The organism is Lysinibacillus sp. OF-1 (assembly GCF_028356935.1).
Lineage (GTDB): Bacteria > Bacillota > Bacilli > Bacillales_A > Planococcaceae > Lysinibacillus > Lysinibacillus fusiformis_D.
Map to the genome: position 1 here is coordinate 2,386,918 of NZ_CP102798.1, position 16,166 is coordinate 2,403,083.

The window sequence follows — 16,166 nt, forward strand, 5'->3', positions numbered from 1 at the left end:
ATGGTGAGAAAAGAAATTAGACTTTTTATTAATTAAATATGATATTCAATTTCATCTACAAAATCCCATTCGTATGGTGTTTCTTGGTAAACATAGTAGTTCAACCAGTTAGAGAATAATAAATGCGTATGGGCACGCCATGTATTCATTGGCTCCTGTGATGGATCATCATTCGGGAAGTAATTCACAGGAACAGCGATATCTATGCCCTTTGCGACATCACGGCTATATTCATCGGCTAATGTTGTCGCATCATACTCCAGATGCCCTGTAATCATAATGTTTTTATTATCTTTTGATTGGACGATGAACACACCCGCATCCTCTGAATAGGATAATAATCGTAAGTCTGGATGATTGCGAACCTCGTCGATCGAAACAGAAGTATAGCGTGAATGTGGAGCGGTAAATAAATCACTGAAGCCCCGTACTAAATCCACTGTTAAATCGGTGATTACATGGGAATAGACACCTGAGCATTTAGCTGAAAGTTCTACCTTTCCTATCCCATAATGATGATACAGTGCCGCCTGTGCCCCCCAACAGATATGTAAAACGGATGTCACATTCTTTTTGGACCAGTCCATAATTTCTGAAATTTCCCGCCAATAGTTAACTTCTTCAAAGGCCATTTTTTCTACAGGTGCTCCCGTAATAATCATTCCGTCATAGCGACGGTGACGAATCTGGTTGAACGTTGTGTAAAATAGCTGTAAATGTGATTTACTGACGTTTTTCGACTCATGTGTGGCCGTATTTAAAAAGGTGATATTTACCTGTAGCGGTGTATTCCCTAATAAACGTAGTAATTGAAGCTCCGTTTTTTCTTTTTCAGGCATTAAATTCAATATTAATATGTTTAACGGACGAATTTGCTGTGTTTTCGCACGGTCCTCTTCCATGACGAAGATTTTTTCCTCACGTAAATGTTCTCCAGCTGGTAAATTTTTCGGAATATTAATTGGCATCTTGCGTTCCCCTCTCTTTGATCACTCTCTTTTAGCAAACCTTGCTGACAAATTAAAAAATCCTCCTCATTCCATACGAGATAGAATGAGAAGGATTTTTTCACGTCCACTCTTATCTCTCAAAGGAAAAATCCTTCGCTGGAATTAGCACCTTTCTAACAATTGTTAGAGGTTGCTGAAGCGTCATCGGGCCAAATCCCTCAGCTTCTCTTGATAAGATTATTTAATTACATCGAATTGTAGCATGAATTAGTTAGAATATCAATAATTCATAGAATATTTTGTGATTCAAATGCATGTTCCTCGTTTATTTGATGTACACTAAGCTTGCTATAAGTAGTGTTTCTACATTTAAAATTTATGGTAAACATGCCGTATTTATGTTACCATATAACTTTAGTAACAGAGAGGAACGTGAATACTTTGATTAAAATTGAATTTCCAAAACCTGATGTAGTCATCCGTCAACGTGAACAAGAAGTAAAACCTGGTGATGTGCCTATCACACCATACTTTGGTTTTATTGACTTCCATAAAATCACACGTGATAAAGGCGGCATTTTTTTATTCTATAATGACAAGAATGAGCTATTATTTGTCGGCAAAGCACGTAAAATTCGTCAACGTATTAAAAAGCATTTCGAGGACAATGTATCTCCGATGAAAAATCATCGTGATGAAGTGTTCAAAATTGAGGTCTATGAAGTAGAAGATCCAATGGAACGTGAAATTTACGAAACATATGCGATTAACACTTTCCGCTCCAAATACAATGTAGAGAAAGTCTTTTATTAAGATATCTTGTAAAGAAACCGAAATCTCATTTAATGGGATTTCGGTTTTTGTCTTATATAGAGGTTACGCGATCTATTGGCGTACTCTCGCCGTTTATTCGCAAATCAATCGTGTCTAGCTCAGGATCTTTGGTAATGATTTTATATACATAGGGTTGAGCCTCTTTTCGTTGCTCGCTACCTTCTTTCAGTTGGATGACTTGACTGTTTTCTTCAGCCGCAATACTTGCCAGCACATTCCCTTTCGAATAATAAACAAGATAATACGTAGAGTCATCTTCATACAATAATTGAATCTTATCATTAGCCTCAATTTTTTGTTGAATATTGTCTGGAACGACAGTTACCTCATGAATCATTAGTGATTTGGTAGGCGTTTTAGCGTTACATGCTCCTAACATTAATAAGCTCATTAAACCTAGCAACACGAATTTTTTCACGTTACTCCCCTTCCCTTATGACTATTCTAAGAAAAAAGCTTTACGCTCCTTAGCAATCCAGTCTTCTAATTCCTGATCATCACGTTTTACCAATCGATTGATAAGGACGTCATGCCAAACATAATCCTCTAACAAATAAATATGGACAGGGTCATTGGTGATAAAGGCCATTTCTTGCGTAGATGGAGAGTGACCATAAATCATTTCCTGACCATCTACCGATAAAATAAACCAATGTGGTGTAGACGTTTTTTTCGTGTAGTGTGTAGCTCTATGCTGGTCAATCGACTCTAGCTGTTCCCCTACATATAGGGTAATACCATGAATAGGAACATGCTGTGCCACTTCTTGAATATCTCCCCTTAAAGTATCATACATATCTTCCCACATCGATAGAATCACTTTTTTCTTGGCTTTTTTTAAAAGTGACTGGCAATAGTTGATGATCGCCTCCTTGCCCTTTAGCATGACTACTTTTGGCTCCACTTCCTGCACTTTTTCCTCTAATTTTTCTAATTTCGTACTCATGGATGTAAAATTCGATTGCCAGCGCTGCTGCATTTGCTGTAAAAACACAGACACAGGCATAGCCGCATAGGTCGTTTGTTCAGCCGTTTCTTCTTTTAGCACAATTCCCTTTTCTACAAGGACGTTTAAAATATCATAAATTCTTGCGCGTGGTATACCAGAATTTTTACTGACCTGATAGGCACTAACATGACTTTGCTGCACAAGTGCCGTATAGGCCTTTGCTTCATATTCTGTAAAGCCCATGTCTTTCAACTGGGCGATTAATTCCTCCATGTAATCCCTCCATTATCTTTATTATAGGCTACTGTTGTGAAGATTTGCCAATGAAAAAATGAGGGTTTACAGCGTAATTAAAATTAGTTACTATTTCAGTAGTAACTAATTTTAAAGAGGTGTATTATGTTTTTTGAAGTCGATGTACATATTCTTATCCTGTTAATTTCATTTGGATTTCTGGCGGCTTTTGTCGACTCTGTAGTGGGAGGGGGCGGTTTAATTTCATTGCCAGCTTTATTGTTTGCTGGCCTCAATCCAGCCGCTGCTGTTGCAACCAATAAACTTGCCGGGACAATGGGCTCACTGACATCTTCCATTTCCTTTTATCGTTCTGGTCAGCTTGAAATACGATCCGTTCTCAAATATTTCCCGCTTGCCTTTGTCGGCTCCTTATTTGGTGCATGGACCGTGCATTTAATCAATCCAGCATTACTAAAGCCATTAATGCTCGTGATGCTGGCAGCCGTTGCGGTTTATACAATTTTCAAAAAGGATTGGGGCTCTGTCTCTAGCGTAAAAACTCTCTCTAGAACCCACTTACTATTATTTATGGGATTATTATTTGGCATTGGTTTTTATGATGGGTTTCTTGGACCTGGTACAGGCTCTTTTTTAATCTTTAGCTTCTTGTTGATAGGCTTTGATTTTTTAAAGGCGGCAGGAAATGCAAAGTTTTTAAATTTGGCAAGTAACGTGGCAGGCCTTTGTATGTTCGCCTACTTAGGTCAAATCCATTTTGTTTATGGCTTCGTGATGGGCATTGCTCAAATTGGTGGCGCTATGCTTGGTTCCCGAATGGCGATCAAAAAAGGAAGCGGTTTTGTTCGTACGCTCTTTATCGTAGTGACAGTGACATTGCTTGCGAAAAATGCCTATGATTTTATGATTCATTAAACACAAAAACGCCACAGACTTGTATCTGCGGCGTTCTTTGATTTAAATCATGAGTTGCTCATTTTTGAATTTATGACTTGTGGCTAAGCTAACGAGAATAAAAATAATGAAGGATGCAACAATGGGAATCGTAACCGTGTGCATACCAAAGACGGAAGGATAAAAGCGATCAATGATAATATACAAGGACATGCCTGTAATCATGGACGCCATCGCACCATATTTATTGGCTTTTTTCCAATACAATCCTAAAACTACTGTCCAGATAAAGACAGCCTCTAGCCCACCAAAAGCAAATAAATTCAACCACACTAATAAATCGGGTGGGTTGAGCGCAAAGATAATAACAGCTAAGCCAATAACCGTTGTCACAACAAAGCTTGCACGTTTAATCTCTGCATCACTAGCTTGTGGCTTCATGTAATTTAAATAAATGTCTTTGACAACCGTGGAGCTGACCAGCATAAGCAGAGCATTGACAGTTGACATGGTAGCAGCCATTGGCGCAGCTAAGACGATCCCCGCTAAAAATGGTGGCAATACCTTTAATGTCAGAAGCGGCATTACTTTATCACCAATCTCAATGCCAGGTAAGACAGGTCGTGCTAATACCCCAATTAAATGCATGCCAAACATGATTGTCCCGATGGCAATCGTACCAATAATGATGGCTAAGTGCATACTTTTAGAATCCTTATAGCTCATGGCACGGACAGCAATTTGCGGAAGCCCTACAACCCCTACACCAATTAAAATCCAAAATGTCGAAACATACAATGGTGTTAAATCTCCTTGCGCTCCAAATGGTGACACAAAATTAGGATTTTCAGCGACAAGTGAGGCCATAATATTATCGATGCCACCACCTGCAATAATAGTACCGATTAATAGAATAATTGTGCCAACGACCATAATCGAACCTTGCACAGTATCCGTTAAAGCAACAGCTCGGAAACCACCAATAATGACATACACTAGCACCGAAATCGCAAAAATAAATAGTGCCGTTGTGTATTTTAGGCCTGTTAATGACTCAATTAAGCGTGCACCACCTACCCATTGCGCCATCATAGCCGAAAATAGAAAAACAATGATACTAATGGCTGATAAAATGACAATGACATGGCTTTTGTAGCGCTCTCGTAAAAAATCGATTAACGTAATAGCTTGGTAACGACGAGCGATAATAGCAAATTTCTTGCCTAAAATCATCAGTACAAAATAACCTGCAGGCAGCTGTGCCATTGCCAATAACACCCAGCCAAGCCCTTTCGTATAGGCCACACCAGGTCCTCCGATAAAGCTGCTCGCACTGCCGTATGTAGCAATCATCGTCATCGCCAGGATAAAACCACCCATTTCACGACCACCAAGAAAATACTCCTGTAAGAAAGAATTAGAGGACCGAATATGCTTATTGGACCAAACACCAATTCCGAAAATAATAATTAAAAATAATAGCAATGGAAATACAACTTGCCAATGCATTAGCGATCCCCCTCCTCATCATCAAATGGCACCTCTTTGAAGAAGAGCTTCATTACAATCCAGATGAGTAGGATCATAAAGCCTGTCCCTGCAATACAGCTATAGAAAAACCAAGCAGGGAAACCAAAGACATATGAATAATTTTTGGGGTCTCCCGAACCTAATCCATAGGCAAAGCCAAACCAAATCGTAAAGTTGACAAGGACTAGTCCTATCCCAATAAGCGCCTCTCGATGCGCTATTTTAAAGCGTTGATCTTTCACATGCAATCCCCCTAACCTTCTCTATTTTACTGATATGTTGGTCTGATGGGAAGAGATGCGAAAAAATTAGGGTAAGCTTACAAGAAAAATCTGTCTAAGGAAATCAAAAGTAAGAGCCCTAAGATGAACATGCATTCTTCTAAAAGCTTAGTACGCCACTATTTGAATCAAAAACAATGCATTTTTTGTGTAAAAATATGGGATATTATTTTACATCCCATATGACATCTAAATGCTTTTCAACACAATCGTTTATGATGATAAAAAATAATAACCTTCGTCACACTAGTTGGACGAAGGTTATTTCCTATTTATAACGGGCGTTGTTCCCAAGGCTGTAGCGTGCCAACGATATTGATAGATCGATCATACTGAATAGCATCGATGACTCCCTGTGAAATTTCCTTATGTGTAAGCCATCTTGACTGACCGTTTTCCATTATGAAACCTAGCTGGACTTGACGATAGTGAGTGATCTCAAGTAGATGGATTTTATCTTTGATTTCATTTAGATTAGCGCTACTGCCTAATATCCATATTCCTGAAATTTCACTAGCTATGCTCTCTAATACAGTTTCAGCATAGGAGTGAATCCAAGCAATGACCAATTCAATGGGTCCATTATGCGCTATCGTTTCTTCTAGCTTCTCTTTAAGGCTATATCAAGATAATCAACTAAAATTGGTGTGACACGTGATGGATTTGATGATTTACTTATGAAACATTCCATTCGATTGGCATTACGTCCAATTACCGAAACGTCATATCCGTTCTTTACTAACCAAAGGGTTGTGTCAGCTAACATTCCTGTCCCACCAATAACTAATGCGTGTGCCATTCATTTGTTCCTCACTTTTAATTCTTATTTAAGAGAGACTCATCATACTTAGCAGGTGGAATCGACTAGCCTATGCAATGCCTTTTTATCAATTTTACCAACACTTGTTTTCGGTAGTTGGTCTAAAAAAATGATTTGTTTCGGAATCTTATAACGTCCTAATTGTTGATGACACAGTTCGTTGAGCTCATCTAAGATAGTCGCTACTTGATGACAACAAACAATAAATGCGGTTACAATCTCACCCCAATAATTGTCTGCTACACCAATCACGGCAACCTCCTGTACGTCCGGATGCTGCAGCATACATTGCTCCACTTCCTGAGGGTAGACATTTTCACCACCGGAGATAATCATCTCTTTTCTACGACCGACGATATAAAAATCACCATCCTCATCCATCATCGCCAAATCACCTGTTTTTAACCAGCCATCTTGTAGGATATTGGCGGTTTCTTGCTTGTTATTCCAATAAAAACGGAACATATGCTTACCTCTTACTAGCAGCTCGCCCACTTCACGAGGTGCACAACTTTGCCCAGCTTGATTAATGATTTTCGCCTCATTAAACTGCATGCTTTTCCCAACAGCCCCTTTTTTCGCGTAAGCATCTTCTCTTGCAATATAAAAATTATTAGGTCCCGCCTCTGTTAAGCCATAGCCCTCCTTAAAGAATAACCCCTTTTTATGAAAGACATCATAAATGGGATGTGGGCATGGGGCACCACCAGATAAAAATACGTTCATCGAGGGGAAATGATTTTCTCGAAAGTATTCCGTAGCAATCATCGCTTGATACATCGTTGGGACAAAAAGGGAAATCGTCGTTTGATATTGATTCGTTGCCCGCAGTGCGGCTTCCGCTTCAAACTTATCGCCAATGATGACGGTTCCTCCCACCATAAGAAGAGGTATGCATAAAGCATTTAAGCCACCTGTATGAAACATCGGCATATAATTTAATGTCCGATCTTTCTCCTGTAAACCCCAGCTAATAATTGTATTGATTGCGTTCCAATTGACCGACTGAAAGGATAGCACAACACCCTTTGGACGACCTGTTGTGCCTCCGGTATAAATCATTAGCCATGGATCATTCAAGTCCACGTCTTGCCTACTTGGTAGCGTTGCCTTCTCGTGCTTGATGAGATGAAGTGGAAACATTTTTTCTACCACCAAAGAACAATGACTCTCTTCTTCATACAAGAGAATGGAAGGGGTCGCATCCTCCAAAATTTGTGTTAATTCCTCTCTACTTAATCGCCAGTTTAATGGCACATAAATAAGCCCTCGTAGCCCACAGGCAAATAGAATAGCAAAAAGTTGGATATGATTTCTCGCAAAAACTGCGACTCTACTGCCTTTTTTTAGCTGCTGACGCTCGAAAAATTGACTCCATTTGCCGATTTCCTCTGATAATTGCTGATAGGTCCATTGCTCCTCTGACGCTAGATTAATCAAGGCGATGTGATGAGGCGTTAAGGCGGCACGTTTTAAAATCCATTCTTGCTCAACAAACATCTTGACACCCCCATCACATCATAATGGCGCCATCTACATGAAGCGTATGGCCATGAACATACGATGCCTCATCAGATGCTAAAAACAAATAGGCATTGGCTATATCCCGTGGGGTTCCTAAACGTTGTAACGGCACGATTGCCCGCATTTGAGCCAAAATATTTTCAGGCATCTTTTTGACCATAGCTGTTTCTGTAAAGCCAGGTGCCACTGCATTGACATTGATGCCTTTACGCCCTAATTCCTTTGCCCATGTTTTGGTCATCCCTACAATGGCAGCTTTCGTCGCTGCATAATTCGTTTGACCAACATTGCCATAGACCCCACTAACCGATGATGTATTAATGATTTTGCCACCTCCAGCTGCCACCATATGGGGAATGACCTCCTGTGTGCAATGAAAAACGCCTGTCAAATTGACATCTAACACCTGCTGAAATTGGTCATCTGTCATCTTTGTTAGCATTGCATCTCTTGTAATACCTGCATTATTCACTAAAATATCAATGCGTCCAGCCTGTTCGATCACTGCTGTCACCAGCTGGTTAACGCTCTCTCTACTTGCCACATCCACCTGTATAAATATAGCGTTTCCGCCTAGTTGTTGAGCTGCGAGATTCCCTGCCTTCTCATCGAAATCAGCGATAAATACCCATGCCCCTTCTTCGATGAAACGCTCGGCAGCCGCATAGCCGATGCCATTGGCTGCACCTGTAATAATGGCTACTTTATTGTTTAAACGCATACTGTCTTCCTCCAATTTCTAAAAAAGCCTCGATTTCAGCTGTTAATTGTGCTAAATCATCCATCAATGGTGAATGTCCACAATCTTTTAAGCTAACAAACTGTGCCGTTTTGCCTAAGTCTTGCAGTAATTCCGCATTCATTTCCTCTGTAATAACTAAGTCACGATCCCCTCTCAGTACTAAAATCGGTATCTGGAGTAGGAGAGCTTCGTGTGACCCTTTTGTCACATCATTGTCAACAGCACTTATATTAAATGTATTGAGTGCATGATACACCTCTGCTAAGTTGCGCTGTGTTAGCATATCCTCTATATATTCTTGGTATTTTTCCTCGTTTGGTTGCTGATGGGTATAAATTAAAGCATTCCATATCGACCGTAAACCTTCGCCGTTTTTTGTGTCATAAAAGCCTTGGATAAGCTTTGTTTTCGATGTATCCACAAGTACATCTTCATAGTTATAGGCTCGCTTAAAGCAGGCTGGATCGCCTGTTCCTAAATCCGTATAAAATGGATAGCCACGTGTAGAAGCGGAGGCCAGTAAGATTAATTGCTGGCAATAACCTGGATAATTGGCTGCAAACTGCATACAAACAGCTCCGCCAGTTGACCAGCCAATCATGTCAAAGCTTTGCAATTGCATCGCATCCACAAATAGCTTAACATCATCACTAAAATCTTTAATGGTATAGATTGGCTGATGATAGGATGAACCTCCAAAGCCTCGTAAATCGATTGCATAGATGGTGTATTTATCATCTAAAGCATCTATCAGCACATCCCAATGCTTAGAGGAAGTCATATTGCCATGAACCAACACTAAAGGATGACTTCCTCCAGCTCTTTTGCGATATGCCATCGTCTCACCATTTGCTAGTTGAATTGTTTGTAACATACCATTTCCCCCTTATCCCCAACGTATTGTGATAGCCCCCCAAACATAGCCAATGCCTGCACTCACTAGTGTCACAAGAGCACCTGCTTGAATACGATTTTGCTCCTGAGCTAGCTGTAAGGACAATATTTGATCGATTTGCCCAATATGTCCATAGTCTTGTAAATAAATAGACTGTTCCTGCTGTAAGCCAAGCTCTGCTAAAATATAATCATGTGCAGACCTTTTCATATGCAGCATCGCTAAGTAGTCGAGCTGTTCTTCACTGTATCCACTTTTCGCTAGAGAACGGCGAATAACCTTCAAAAAATGGCTTAATGATTTTTGTTCTAACCTCTCCTTCATCCCAATCGGGTCCAAAACGTCAAGCTGATATAAATTTTCTGTTAAATGGAATGGTGTTAACGGTGTTTTCGTACCTCCAACTGGTACAACTACATCCTCTGAGAAAGAACCATCTGTTATAATTTCCGCCTCTAAAAGCTGATTTTTTTCATAGTTTTTTTGTAGCAATATGGCACCTCCACCAGCCGCCAAATTGTACATAAAGCGCGTTCGTGGATTGCTGTAATCGATAAAATCCACATTGCGATAGCCACCTGCTAAAAGAATGGTATGAATTGTGTCATCTGATGCCATTAAACTTTTCGCTACTTTCAATGCCATGATCGTCGTGCCACAGCGCAATTGCACATCAAATGCCCATGCATTAACCGCACCAAGCTCCTCTTGCATTTTGATGGAGGCTGTCCATAGTGGGTATTCCTTATGCTCTTCACCCATATAGATGATCACATCAATATCTTTCGGGTCCAGATTTGCTTTTTTTATCGCATCCTGTGCTGCCCATATGCCCATTTGCACGGTATGATCATGCTCACCAGGGATTGGCTTTTCATGAATACCCATTTTTTGACGGATAATGTCCTCTGGAATATTTGAAAGAGCCGCAATGTCCTGCGAAGTCATTTTATTTTGAGGTAGATAGATACCTGTACTGACAATACCAACAGTCATTCAAATCGCTCCTTTTCCTGGGGCAGAGCTACGGGCTTTTTTCTTTGCTTTAGCTTTGCTCGCCATTTCCAAAACAGCAGTCTTAGTGAGCCAATAATACCTTTCGGGAAAAAGATAACGGCTAAAATATAGAGAATCCCAAAGAAGATAATCCAACGTTCAAAAATAGGGTAATCTCGTGCTAGCCCTGATAATGCATGCTGTGCATATTCAATCACTGCTGCTCCTAGTAATGGCCCTACTAAAGTGCCGACCCCACCAATAATCATCATTAATAGCGCATCGAGTGTAATATCCATCGCCATCACACTCGTGTTAACGAAGCGTAAAGAAATCGCATATAAGGAGCCTGCAAAGCTCGCAACAATGCCTGCAACAACGGAGGCAATCACTTTATAGTGCAAGGTATTAAAGCCTAATGATTTCGTCCGTTGTTCATTTTCCCGAACAGCAATTAGTAGTCGACCTGTCGGCGAGTTAACAAAACGGTGGAGCGCTAAAAAGATGACAACTAAGCTTGCTAACACAAAGAAATAGAAGGTCATCCGATCTCTAAAAATATCTGGTGCTCGAAAAGTAAAGCCATCATTGCCATACGTGACAGAGCGCCACTTTTCAGCTACTACTAAAAATAACCCCGAGAAGGCTAGTGTGAGCATCGCAAAAAAATGACTTTTCAAGCGCAAGGTTAATAAACCTACTAAAAAACTAACAAAGCCTGCTATTACCATGCCTATCACGATGGACAACACAAAGATGAATAGTGTGTTATCCATTTGCTTGAGCATGACCGCTGTCGTGTAAGCGCCAATACCAAAAAACATAGCGTGCCCAAAGGAAACGATTCCTGTATAACCGAGCAAAATATCATAGCTCATCGCCAGTATGCCAAAAATGAAAATTTGTGTCAGTAAAATAAGCAGCGTCCTTGAATCATTGACAAAAGGGAGTACGATAAAAATCGCCAATAACAGGAAAAAAGCGATAGAGCGTAAGGACATTTTCTTGTTCATGATGTTCGCTCCTTTCGCATCGTAAACAGCCCCTGTGGACGGAAAATTAAAACGCTGGCCATTAAAATCATATTGACTGCTAGTGATAGCACAGGCACATAATAAGCCATAAAGCTACCTGCTAGCCCTACTAAAATAGCAGCCAACAATGAGCCTGAAAAACTACCCATTCCGCCAATGACGACGACAATAAATCCTAAAATGGCGTACTCCATGCCCATCTCCGCATAGATGACGCCCGAATACGGAGCCATCAACATTCCACTAAGTGCCGCAAGAGCCGCACCCACCATAAAGACATATAGAAATACACGCTTAATATGAATACCAAGAGCCTGTGCCATTTCCTTATCCTGCACACCAGCTCGAACGATCAACCCAATCTTCGTGCGTTTCAGCATATATTGAAAAACACCAAAAATCACAAACCCTATAACAATAATAAATAGGCGATATTTGATGATAATCACGTCACCAAATTCCCAGCTTCCCGCTAAATAGCTCGGCGTTTTTACGGCCACACCATTTGGACCAAAAACCACCTTGATGAATTCCTGCAAAACGAGCATAAGCCCTAACGTAATTAAAATTTGCTGAATATGATTGCCGTAAACAGGCGTAATAATCAATTTCTCTGTAAGCAGTCCAAGTAACGCACCTGTCACAAGCGCACCTATAATTCCTACGATAAAGCTTTCTGTCCACATATAGGTAAAGATTCCCGCATAGGCTCCCCAAACAAATAATCCACCATGCGCAAAATTCAACACATCCATTAAGCCAAAAATTAACGTCAAACCTGCCGCCAGCAGAAATATCAACATCCCTGTTGCCAAGCCATTAATGAGTAAATTGATGAAAAGCTCCAATGATGGTCACCCCCTTTATCCAATTCCTAAATACTTGCGTTTTAGTTCTTCATTGACAATCAAATCCTCCATCATGCCCGAATTTACTGTTCTGCCATCATCGATCAAAGTATAGGTATCACCAATCCGGCTAGCCATCATAAAGTTTTGTTCAACAAGAACAATGGACGTTTTCTTTTTCATTTCCATAATCGCTTCCATCACCTTCTCCACCACTATGGGCGCAAGCCCCTTGGAAGGCTCGTCAATTAATATTAATTGGCTATCATTGATAAAGGCTCTTGCCATGGACAGCATTTGCTTTTGCCCTCCTGATAAATGCCCGCCAGCCTTTTTCCAAAACTTCTTCAAATCGGGAAACAGCTCCAGCACATATTGCTGTCGTTCTAACGTGGCAGTATCTTCCTTATACATGGCTACCTTCATATTTTCCTCTACCGTTAAATCTGCAAAAATCCCTTGATTTTCAGGCACATAACCTATCCCTAATTTAGCCACCTTGTATGTTGGGCTTTTTTTAATGGAGTGGGAGCGAAAGGCGATTTCGCCATTTGTCGCAGGTGTTAATCCCATAATTGTTTTCAAGGTCGTTGTTTTACCTGCACCATTTCGTCCAAGCAGTACGCTAACCTGTCCCTCCCTCGCTTCAAAATTAACTCCCTGCAAAATGTGATATTGGCCGATATGCGTGTGAACCTCATTTAATGTCAGTAAGGTGGTCATCGTACAGCCCTCCTAAATATGCTTGTTGTACGGTATCATTATTCATAATTTCCACGGGTGAACCATCTGCTAGTAGCTGACCATTAAATAACACCATAATGGAATCCGATAAATCTAAAATCATATCCATTTTATGTTCAATGAGCAGAATGGTTTTATTCCCTTGATTTTTAATGGTCCGAATGACCTCTAAAATCGTAGGTACTTCCTCTAAAGACATACCAGCTGTTGGTTCATCGAGTAGCAGAATTTCCGTATCCAACGCAAGTAGCATGGCAATCTCAAGCTTTCTTTTCTCTCCATGGGATAGCATCGTTGTCAGGGCGTCCCGTTTATTGTCGAGTAAAACGAGTGATAATAGCTCCTCCGCTTTGTCGGTAATCGCCTTATAGCTTTTGTAGTGTCGAAATAGCTGATAACGAATCTTTTCCTTTGACTGCACGGCTAAACGAACATTTTCGAGAACCGTTAAATTTGGAAAGACATTCGTGATTTGAAAGGATCGACCCAACCCCATACGTGTTCTTTCGATGGCCGACTTTTGGGCAAGTGATTGCCCTTTAAAATAAACATCACCCGCAGTTGGTTTTAGCTCTCCACTAATCAAATTAAAGAATGTTGTTTTCCCAGCACCGTTCGGCCCTATAATGGACTTTAAATGCTTTTCAGGCATTTGAAAATTAACGCAATCCACCGCCGTATGTCCCCCAAACTGAATCGTTAAATTGTCTGTGTGTAGTATTGGCTCCATCCTCTACTCCCTTCTCCTCTAATAGTTATGTAGAAAGACAGCCATGCTGCCTCTCATTTGTTTAATTCATAACAGGTGGTGCTGTTTCCTCAGGACTTAACTCCCGAATAAGTACGGGTACTGGATAATCCACGCCATCCTGTTGCTCTAAGCGAATCGAATACATCGATTGAAGGGCTTGATGGTCCTCTTCACGGAACGTCATCGTACCTTTTGGTGTCTCAAATGACATCCCCTCCATTATGCCGATCAGCTTGTTGGCATCTGCATCTCCCTCCGATTTTTTCAATGCCTCCATAATGGCAATCGCCGCAGACATGCCGCCAGGTGTAAATAAGTCAGGTACTTCATTGAAACGTTTTTGATGTTCCTCAACTAACCATTTATTGACATCATTTTGCGGTAGCGTGTGGTAATACACCGAAAAACCTTCCATACCAACCAATGGATTCATAAATTGAAGCGCTATAATATCAGGTGCTCCCGTTGAAATTTTAATGCCCTTTTCTTGAATTTTAAGATCTGCGATTTGATTCCATGGTGAATTTGCTCCTGCCCAGACAACGAATAAATAATCAGGCTTAGCATCTAGCACCTTTTGTAAATTAGACGTAAAGTCTGTTGCTGCTGGGTCTGCATACTCCTCTAACACAATGTCAGCACCTAATTTCTCCGCTGCCGTTTTAAACGCATTCACCCCATCCCAGCCAAACGAATAATCTGGGGCAAATGTAGCAATCTTCACACCTTTACCAGCAATAGCCGCCGCGGCTGCATAGGCATCCTGTGATGAATTACGACCTGTACGGAAAATATACTCATTAAACTCAGAACCTGTAATACTGTCAGCCACCGCAGGCTCCACCACCATAATTTTTTCATACTCCTCTGCCAGCGGTAGAACAGCAAGGGTATCACCAGAACTTGAAGAACCTACTAAAAAATCAACCTGGTCATCTTCTAATAGCTTTGTTGCTTTCTGCACGGCCACCTCCGGCTTTGTCTCCGTATCCTCATACACAACCTCGATTTTCTTACCATTGACCTCCATCGTCCCACCAGTCGCATACTCAATCCCTAAATCAAATCCCCGCTGCGTCTGCTTCCCATATGATTCAAGCGCCCCCGTTAACGAAGCAAGCACCCCAATCTTAATCGTGCCTCCTTCCGCCGTCACCGCTTTTGTCTCACCATCGGAGGAATCTGCATCTGTTGCATCATCCTTCGTATCCTCCCCACTACAAGCTACCAGCACCACAGCCAACATTACTAAAAGAAACCAATACCACCGCTTCTTCATCCTATACCCCCCTTTAAAATAAGCTCCATAGAAAGCGCTTTCTTGCTATGACAACACTATACAAAAGTCCAGTTACAAATTAGTTACAAAAAATGCTTTGCACAAAAGTACAAAGCATTTTTCTGTATCGAGGTTATGGAATTATTTATTAAAAATTTAAAAGTGTTAAAAGATTTATCGCTACGCTACTAATTACATCAGGTAAAAAGAAAGACAAAAACGTTGAATATACAACATTTTTGTCTTTTGTATTAGGAACTATTTTTTAGTGTTTCAAACTGCATTCTGTAGTACGCTTCATGAAGACCATTCCTGCTTCAATACACTATACAAGAAGGAATCTCGCCAAATACCGTCTTTCATTAACATATTTTCACGTAATATTCCTTCTTTGGCCATTCCAACCTTTTCTAAAACCTTTGATGATCCAATGTTTCTTGGGTCACATGTTGCATAAATACGATGGAGCTTTAATGTGTCAAAACCGAAAGTGATCACTAATTTAGCACTCTGCGTTGCTACTCCCTTCCCCCAATAGTCAGGGTTAACAATATAGCCAATTTCCCCCACCTTATTCGTGAAATCCCTAATCATTATCTCAACCGAACCTATTAAAGTTTCTTGATAAATAATAGCAAAAACATATCTTTCCCTTGGTGTTTGTCTTGCTTCATCGAGTGCATCCTGAATGAATTCTTTTGAATCCTCCTCTGTATTCGGTCCCCATGTTTGATACCTACAAACAATCTCCTGTGAGGCATATTTATGAACATCAATCCAGTCATGTGGCGTGAATTCCCTTAAAAATAATTTTTCATTTGCAAGTATCACTTTAATTCA

The 16,166-nt window shown here is 40.6% G+C and carries 19 protein-coding genes and 1 riboswitch; of the genes, 2 read left to right on the forward strand and 17 right to left on the reverse strand.

All coding sequences use genetic code 11. The features are described from left to right. Positions 1–32: 32 nt before the first annotated feature. Positions 33–968: a homoserine O-acetyltransferase MetA gene (gene metA / locus NV349_RS11550; protein WP_036117598.1), complete on the reverse strand. Its 936-nt coding sequence runs from the start codon at positions 966–968 to the stop codon at positions 33–35. 109 nt (positions 969–1,077) lie between these two features. Next, positions 1,078–1,188, reverse strand: a riboswitch (SAM riboswitch). 149 nt (positions 1,189–1,337) lie between these two features. Here metA and NV349_RS11555 point away from each other — a divergent pair. After that, positions 1,338–1,763 carry a nucleotide excision repair endonuclease gene (locus NV349_RS11555; protein WP_170829836.1) on the forward strand — a complete coding sequence of 142 codons (426 nt, stop codon included), beginning with the start codon at positions 1,338–1,340 and terminating at the stop codon, positions 1,761–1,763. Positions 1,764–1,815: 52 nt separating this feature from the next. Here the strand turns inward: NV349_RS11555 and NV349_RS11560 are convergent, their stop codons facing one another. After that, positions 1,816–2,202 carry a hypothetical protein gene (locus NV349_RS11560; RefSeq protein ID WP_271909950.1) on the reverse strand — a complete coding sequence of 129 codons (387 nt, stop codon included), beginning with the start codon at positions 2,200–2,202 and terminating at the stop codon, positions 1,816–1,818. 21 nt (positions 2,203–2,223) lie between these two features. Beyond that, positions 2,224–3,006, reverse strand: a complete 783-nt coding sequence (locus tag NV349_RS11565) for a TrmB family transcriptional regulator (protein ID WP_089932801.1) — start codon at positions 3,004–3,006, stop codon at positions 2,224–2,226. Positions 3,007–3,132: 126 nt separating this feature from the next. Between NV349_RS11565 and NV349_RS11570 the strand changes: the two genes are divergently transcribed. Next, the gene (locus NV349_RS11570) at positions 3,133–3,903 is read left to right on the forward strand and encodes a TSUP family transporter (protein WP_271909951.1); all 771 of its coding nucleotides are present in this window, start codon (positions 3,133–3,135) and stop codon (positions 3,901–3,903) included. Positions 3,904–3,945: 42 nt separating this feature from the next. Here NV349_RS11570 and panF read toward each other — a convergent pair whose 3' ends face one another. The 14 genes from panF to NV349_RS11640 all read right to left on the reverse strand — a co-directional run bounded on the left by panF (position 3,946) and on the right by NV349_RS11640 (position 16,157). After that, positions 3,946–5,391, reverse strand: a complete 1,446-nt coding sequence (gene panF / locus NV349_RS11575) for a sodium/pantothenate symporter (protein WP_036117585.1) — start codon at positions 5,389–5,391, stop codon at positions 3,946–3,948. Continuing rightward, entirely contained in the window at positions 5,391–5,654 is a 264-nt protein-coding gene (locus NV349_RS11580) for a YhdT family protein (RefSeq protein WP_036117582.1), read from the reverse strand. Before NV349_RS11580 ends, panF begins: the two co-directional genes overlap by 1 nt. Positions 5,655–5,965: 311 nt before the next feature. Then, positions 5,966–6,262, reverse strand: coding sequence for a Rossmann-fold NAD(P)-binding domain-containing protein (locus tag NV349_RS11585; RefSeq protein WP_271909952.1), 297 nt, complete (start codon positions 6,260–6,262; stop codon positions 5,966–5,968). 32 nt (positions 6,263–6,294) lie between these two features. Then, entirely contained in the window at positions 6,295–6,492 is a 198-nt protein-coding gene (locus tag NV349_RS11590) for a Rossmann-fold NAD(P)-binding domain-containing protein (protein WP_271909954.1), read from the reverse strand. Positions 6,493–6,540: 48 nt separating this feature from the next. Further along, on the reverse strand, positions 6,541–8,013 hold the full coding sequence (locus tag NV349_RS11595; protein WP_271909955.1) for a class I adenylate-forming enzyme family protein: 1,473 nt from the start codon (positions 8,011–8,013) through the stop codon (positions 6,541–6,543). A 13-nt stretch (positions 8,014–8,026) separates the two neighbouring features. After that, positions 8,027–8,758: a 3-oxoacyl-ACP reductase FabG gene (fabG, locus tag NV349_RS11600; protein WP_101966704.1), complete on the reverse strand. Its 732-nt coding sequence runs from the start codon at positions 8,756–8,758 to the stop codon at positions 8,027–8,029. Then, on the reverse strand, positions 8,742–9,653 hold the full coding sequence (gene phaZ, locus NV349_RS11605) for an intracellular short-chain-length polyhydroxyalkanoate depolymerase (RefSeq protein WP_058843536.1): 912 nt from the start codon (positions 9,651–9,653) through the stop codon (positions 8,742–8,744). Before phaZ ends, fabG begins: the two co-directional genes overlap by 17 nt. A gap of 12 nt (positions 9,654–9,665) precedes the next feature. Then, positions 9,666–10,670: a 3-oxoacyl-ACP synthase gene (locus NV349_RS11610; protein ID WP_058843535.1), complete on the reverse strand. Its 1,005-nt coding sequence runs from the start codon at positions 10,668–10,670 to the stop codon at positions 9,666–9,668. Then, on the reverse strand, positions 10,667–11,683 hold the full coding sequence (locus NV349_RS11615; RefSeq protein ID WP_271909956.1) for a branched-chain amino acid ABC transporter permease: 1,017 nt from the start codon (positions 11,681–11,683) through the stop codon (positions 10,667–10,669). The genes NV349_RS11610 and NV349_RS11615 overlap by 4 nt, the downstream gene beginning before the upstream one ends. Further along, positions 11,680–12,552, reverse strand: coding sequence for a branched-chain amino acid ABC transporter permease (locus tag NV349_RS11620; RefSeq protein WP_058843533.1), 873 nt, complete (start codon positions 12,550–12,552; stop codon positions 11,680–11,682). The genes NV349_RS11615 and NV349_RS11620 overlap by 4 nt, the downstream gene beginning before the upstream one ends. A gap of 15 nt (positions 12,553–12,567) precedes the next feature. Next, positions 12,568–13,275 (reverse strand): ABC transporter ATP-binding protein, encoded by a 708-nt coding sequence (locus NV349_RS11625; RefSeq protein ID WP_058843532.1) that lies wholly within the window; start codon positions 13,273–13,275, stop codon positions 12,568–12,570. Next, positions 13,250–14,026: an ABC transporter ATP-binding protein gene (locus NV349_RS11630; protein WP_058843531.1), complete on the reverse strand. Its 777-nt coding sequence runs from the start codon at positions 14,024–14,026 to the stop codon at positions 13,250–13,252. The genes NV349_RS11625 and NV349_RS11630 overlap by 26 nt, the downstream gene beginning before the upstream one ends. Before the next feature lie 61 nt (positions 14,027–14,087). After that, positions 14,088–15,326 carry a substrate-binding domain-containing protein gene (locus NV349_RS11635; RefSeq protein WP_036117673.1) on the reverse strand — a complete coding sequence of 413 codons (1,239 nt, stop codon included), beginning with the start codon at positions 15,324–15,326 and terminating at the stop codon, positions 14,088–14,090. Positions 15,327–15,623: 297 nt separating this feature from the next. Then, positions 15,624–16,157, reverse strand: a complete 534-nt coding sequence (locus tag NV349_RS11640; protein ID WP_058843530.1) for a GNAT family N-acetyltransferase — start codon at positions 16,155–16,157, stop codon at positions 15,624–15,626. Positions 16,158–16,166 lie beyond the last annotated feature (9 nt).

Bases quoted from the DNA above. Each gene is read 5' to 3' on its own strand.
- metA (WP_036117598.1), bottom strand. From the start codon at position 968: ATGCCAATTAATATTCCGAAAAATTTACCAGCTGGAGAACATTTACGT.
- NV349_RS11555 (WP_170829836.1), top strand. From the start codon at position 1,338: ATGCCGTATTTATGTTACCATATAACTTTAGTAACAGAGAGGAACGTG.
- NV349_RS11565 (WP_089932801.1), bottom strand. From the start codon at position 3,006: ATGGAGGAATTAATCGCCCAGTTGAAAGACATGGGCTTTACAGAATAT.
- NV349_RS11570 (WP_271909951.1), top strand. From the start codon at position 3,133: ATGTTTTTTGAAGTCGATGTACATATTCTTATCCTGTTAATTTCATTT.
- panF (WP_036117585.1), bottom strand. From the start codon at position 5,391: ATGCATTGGCAAGTTGTATTTCCATTGCTATTATTTTTAATTATTATT.
- NV349_RS11590 (WP_271909954.1), bottom strand. From the start codon at position 6,492: ATGGCACACGCATTAGTTATTGGTGGGACAGGAATGTTAGCTGACACA.
- NV349_RS11595 (WP_271909955.1), bottom strand. From the start codon at position 8,013: ATGTTTGTTGAGCAAGAATGGATTTTAAAACGTGCCGCCTTAACGCCT.
- fabG (WP_101966704.1), bottom strand. From the start codon at position 8,758: ATGCGTTTAAACAATAAAGTAGCCATTATTACAGGTGCAGCCAATGGC.
- phaZ (WP_058843536.1), bottom strand. From the start codon at position 9,653: ATGTTACAAACAATTCAACTAGCAAATGGTGAGACGATGGCATATCGC.
- NV349_RS11610 (WP_058843535.1), bottom strand. From the start codon at position 10,670: ATGACTGTTGGTATTGTCAGTACAGGTATCTATCTACCTCAAAATAAA.
- NV349_RS11615 (WP_271909956.1), bottom strand. From the start codon at position 11,683: ATGAACAAGAAAATGTCCTTACGCTCTATCGCTTTTTTCCTGTTATTG.
- NV349_RS11625 (WP_058843532.1), bottom strand. From the start codon at position 13,275: ATGACCACCTTACTGACATTAAATGAGGTTCACACGCATATCGGCCAA.
- NV349_RS11630 (WP_058843531.1), bottom strand. From the start codon at position 14,026: ATGGAGCCAATACTACACACAGACAATTTAACGATTCAGTTTGGGGGA.
- NV349_RS11635 (WP_036117673.1), bottom strand. From the start codon at position 15,326: ATGAAGAAGCGGTGGTATTGGTTTCTTTTAGTAATGTTGGCTGTGGTG.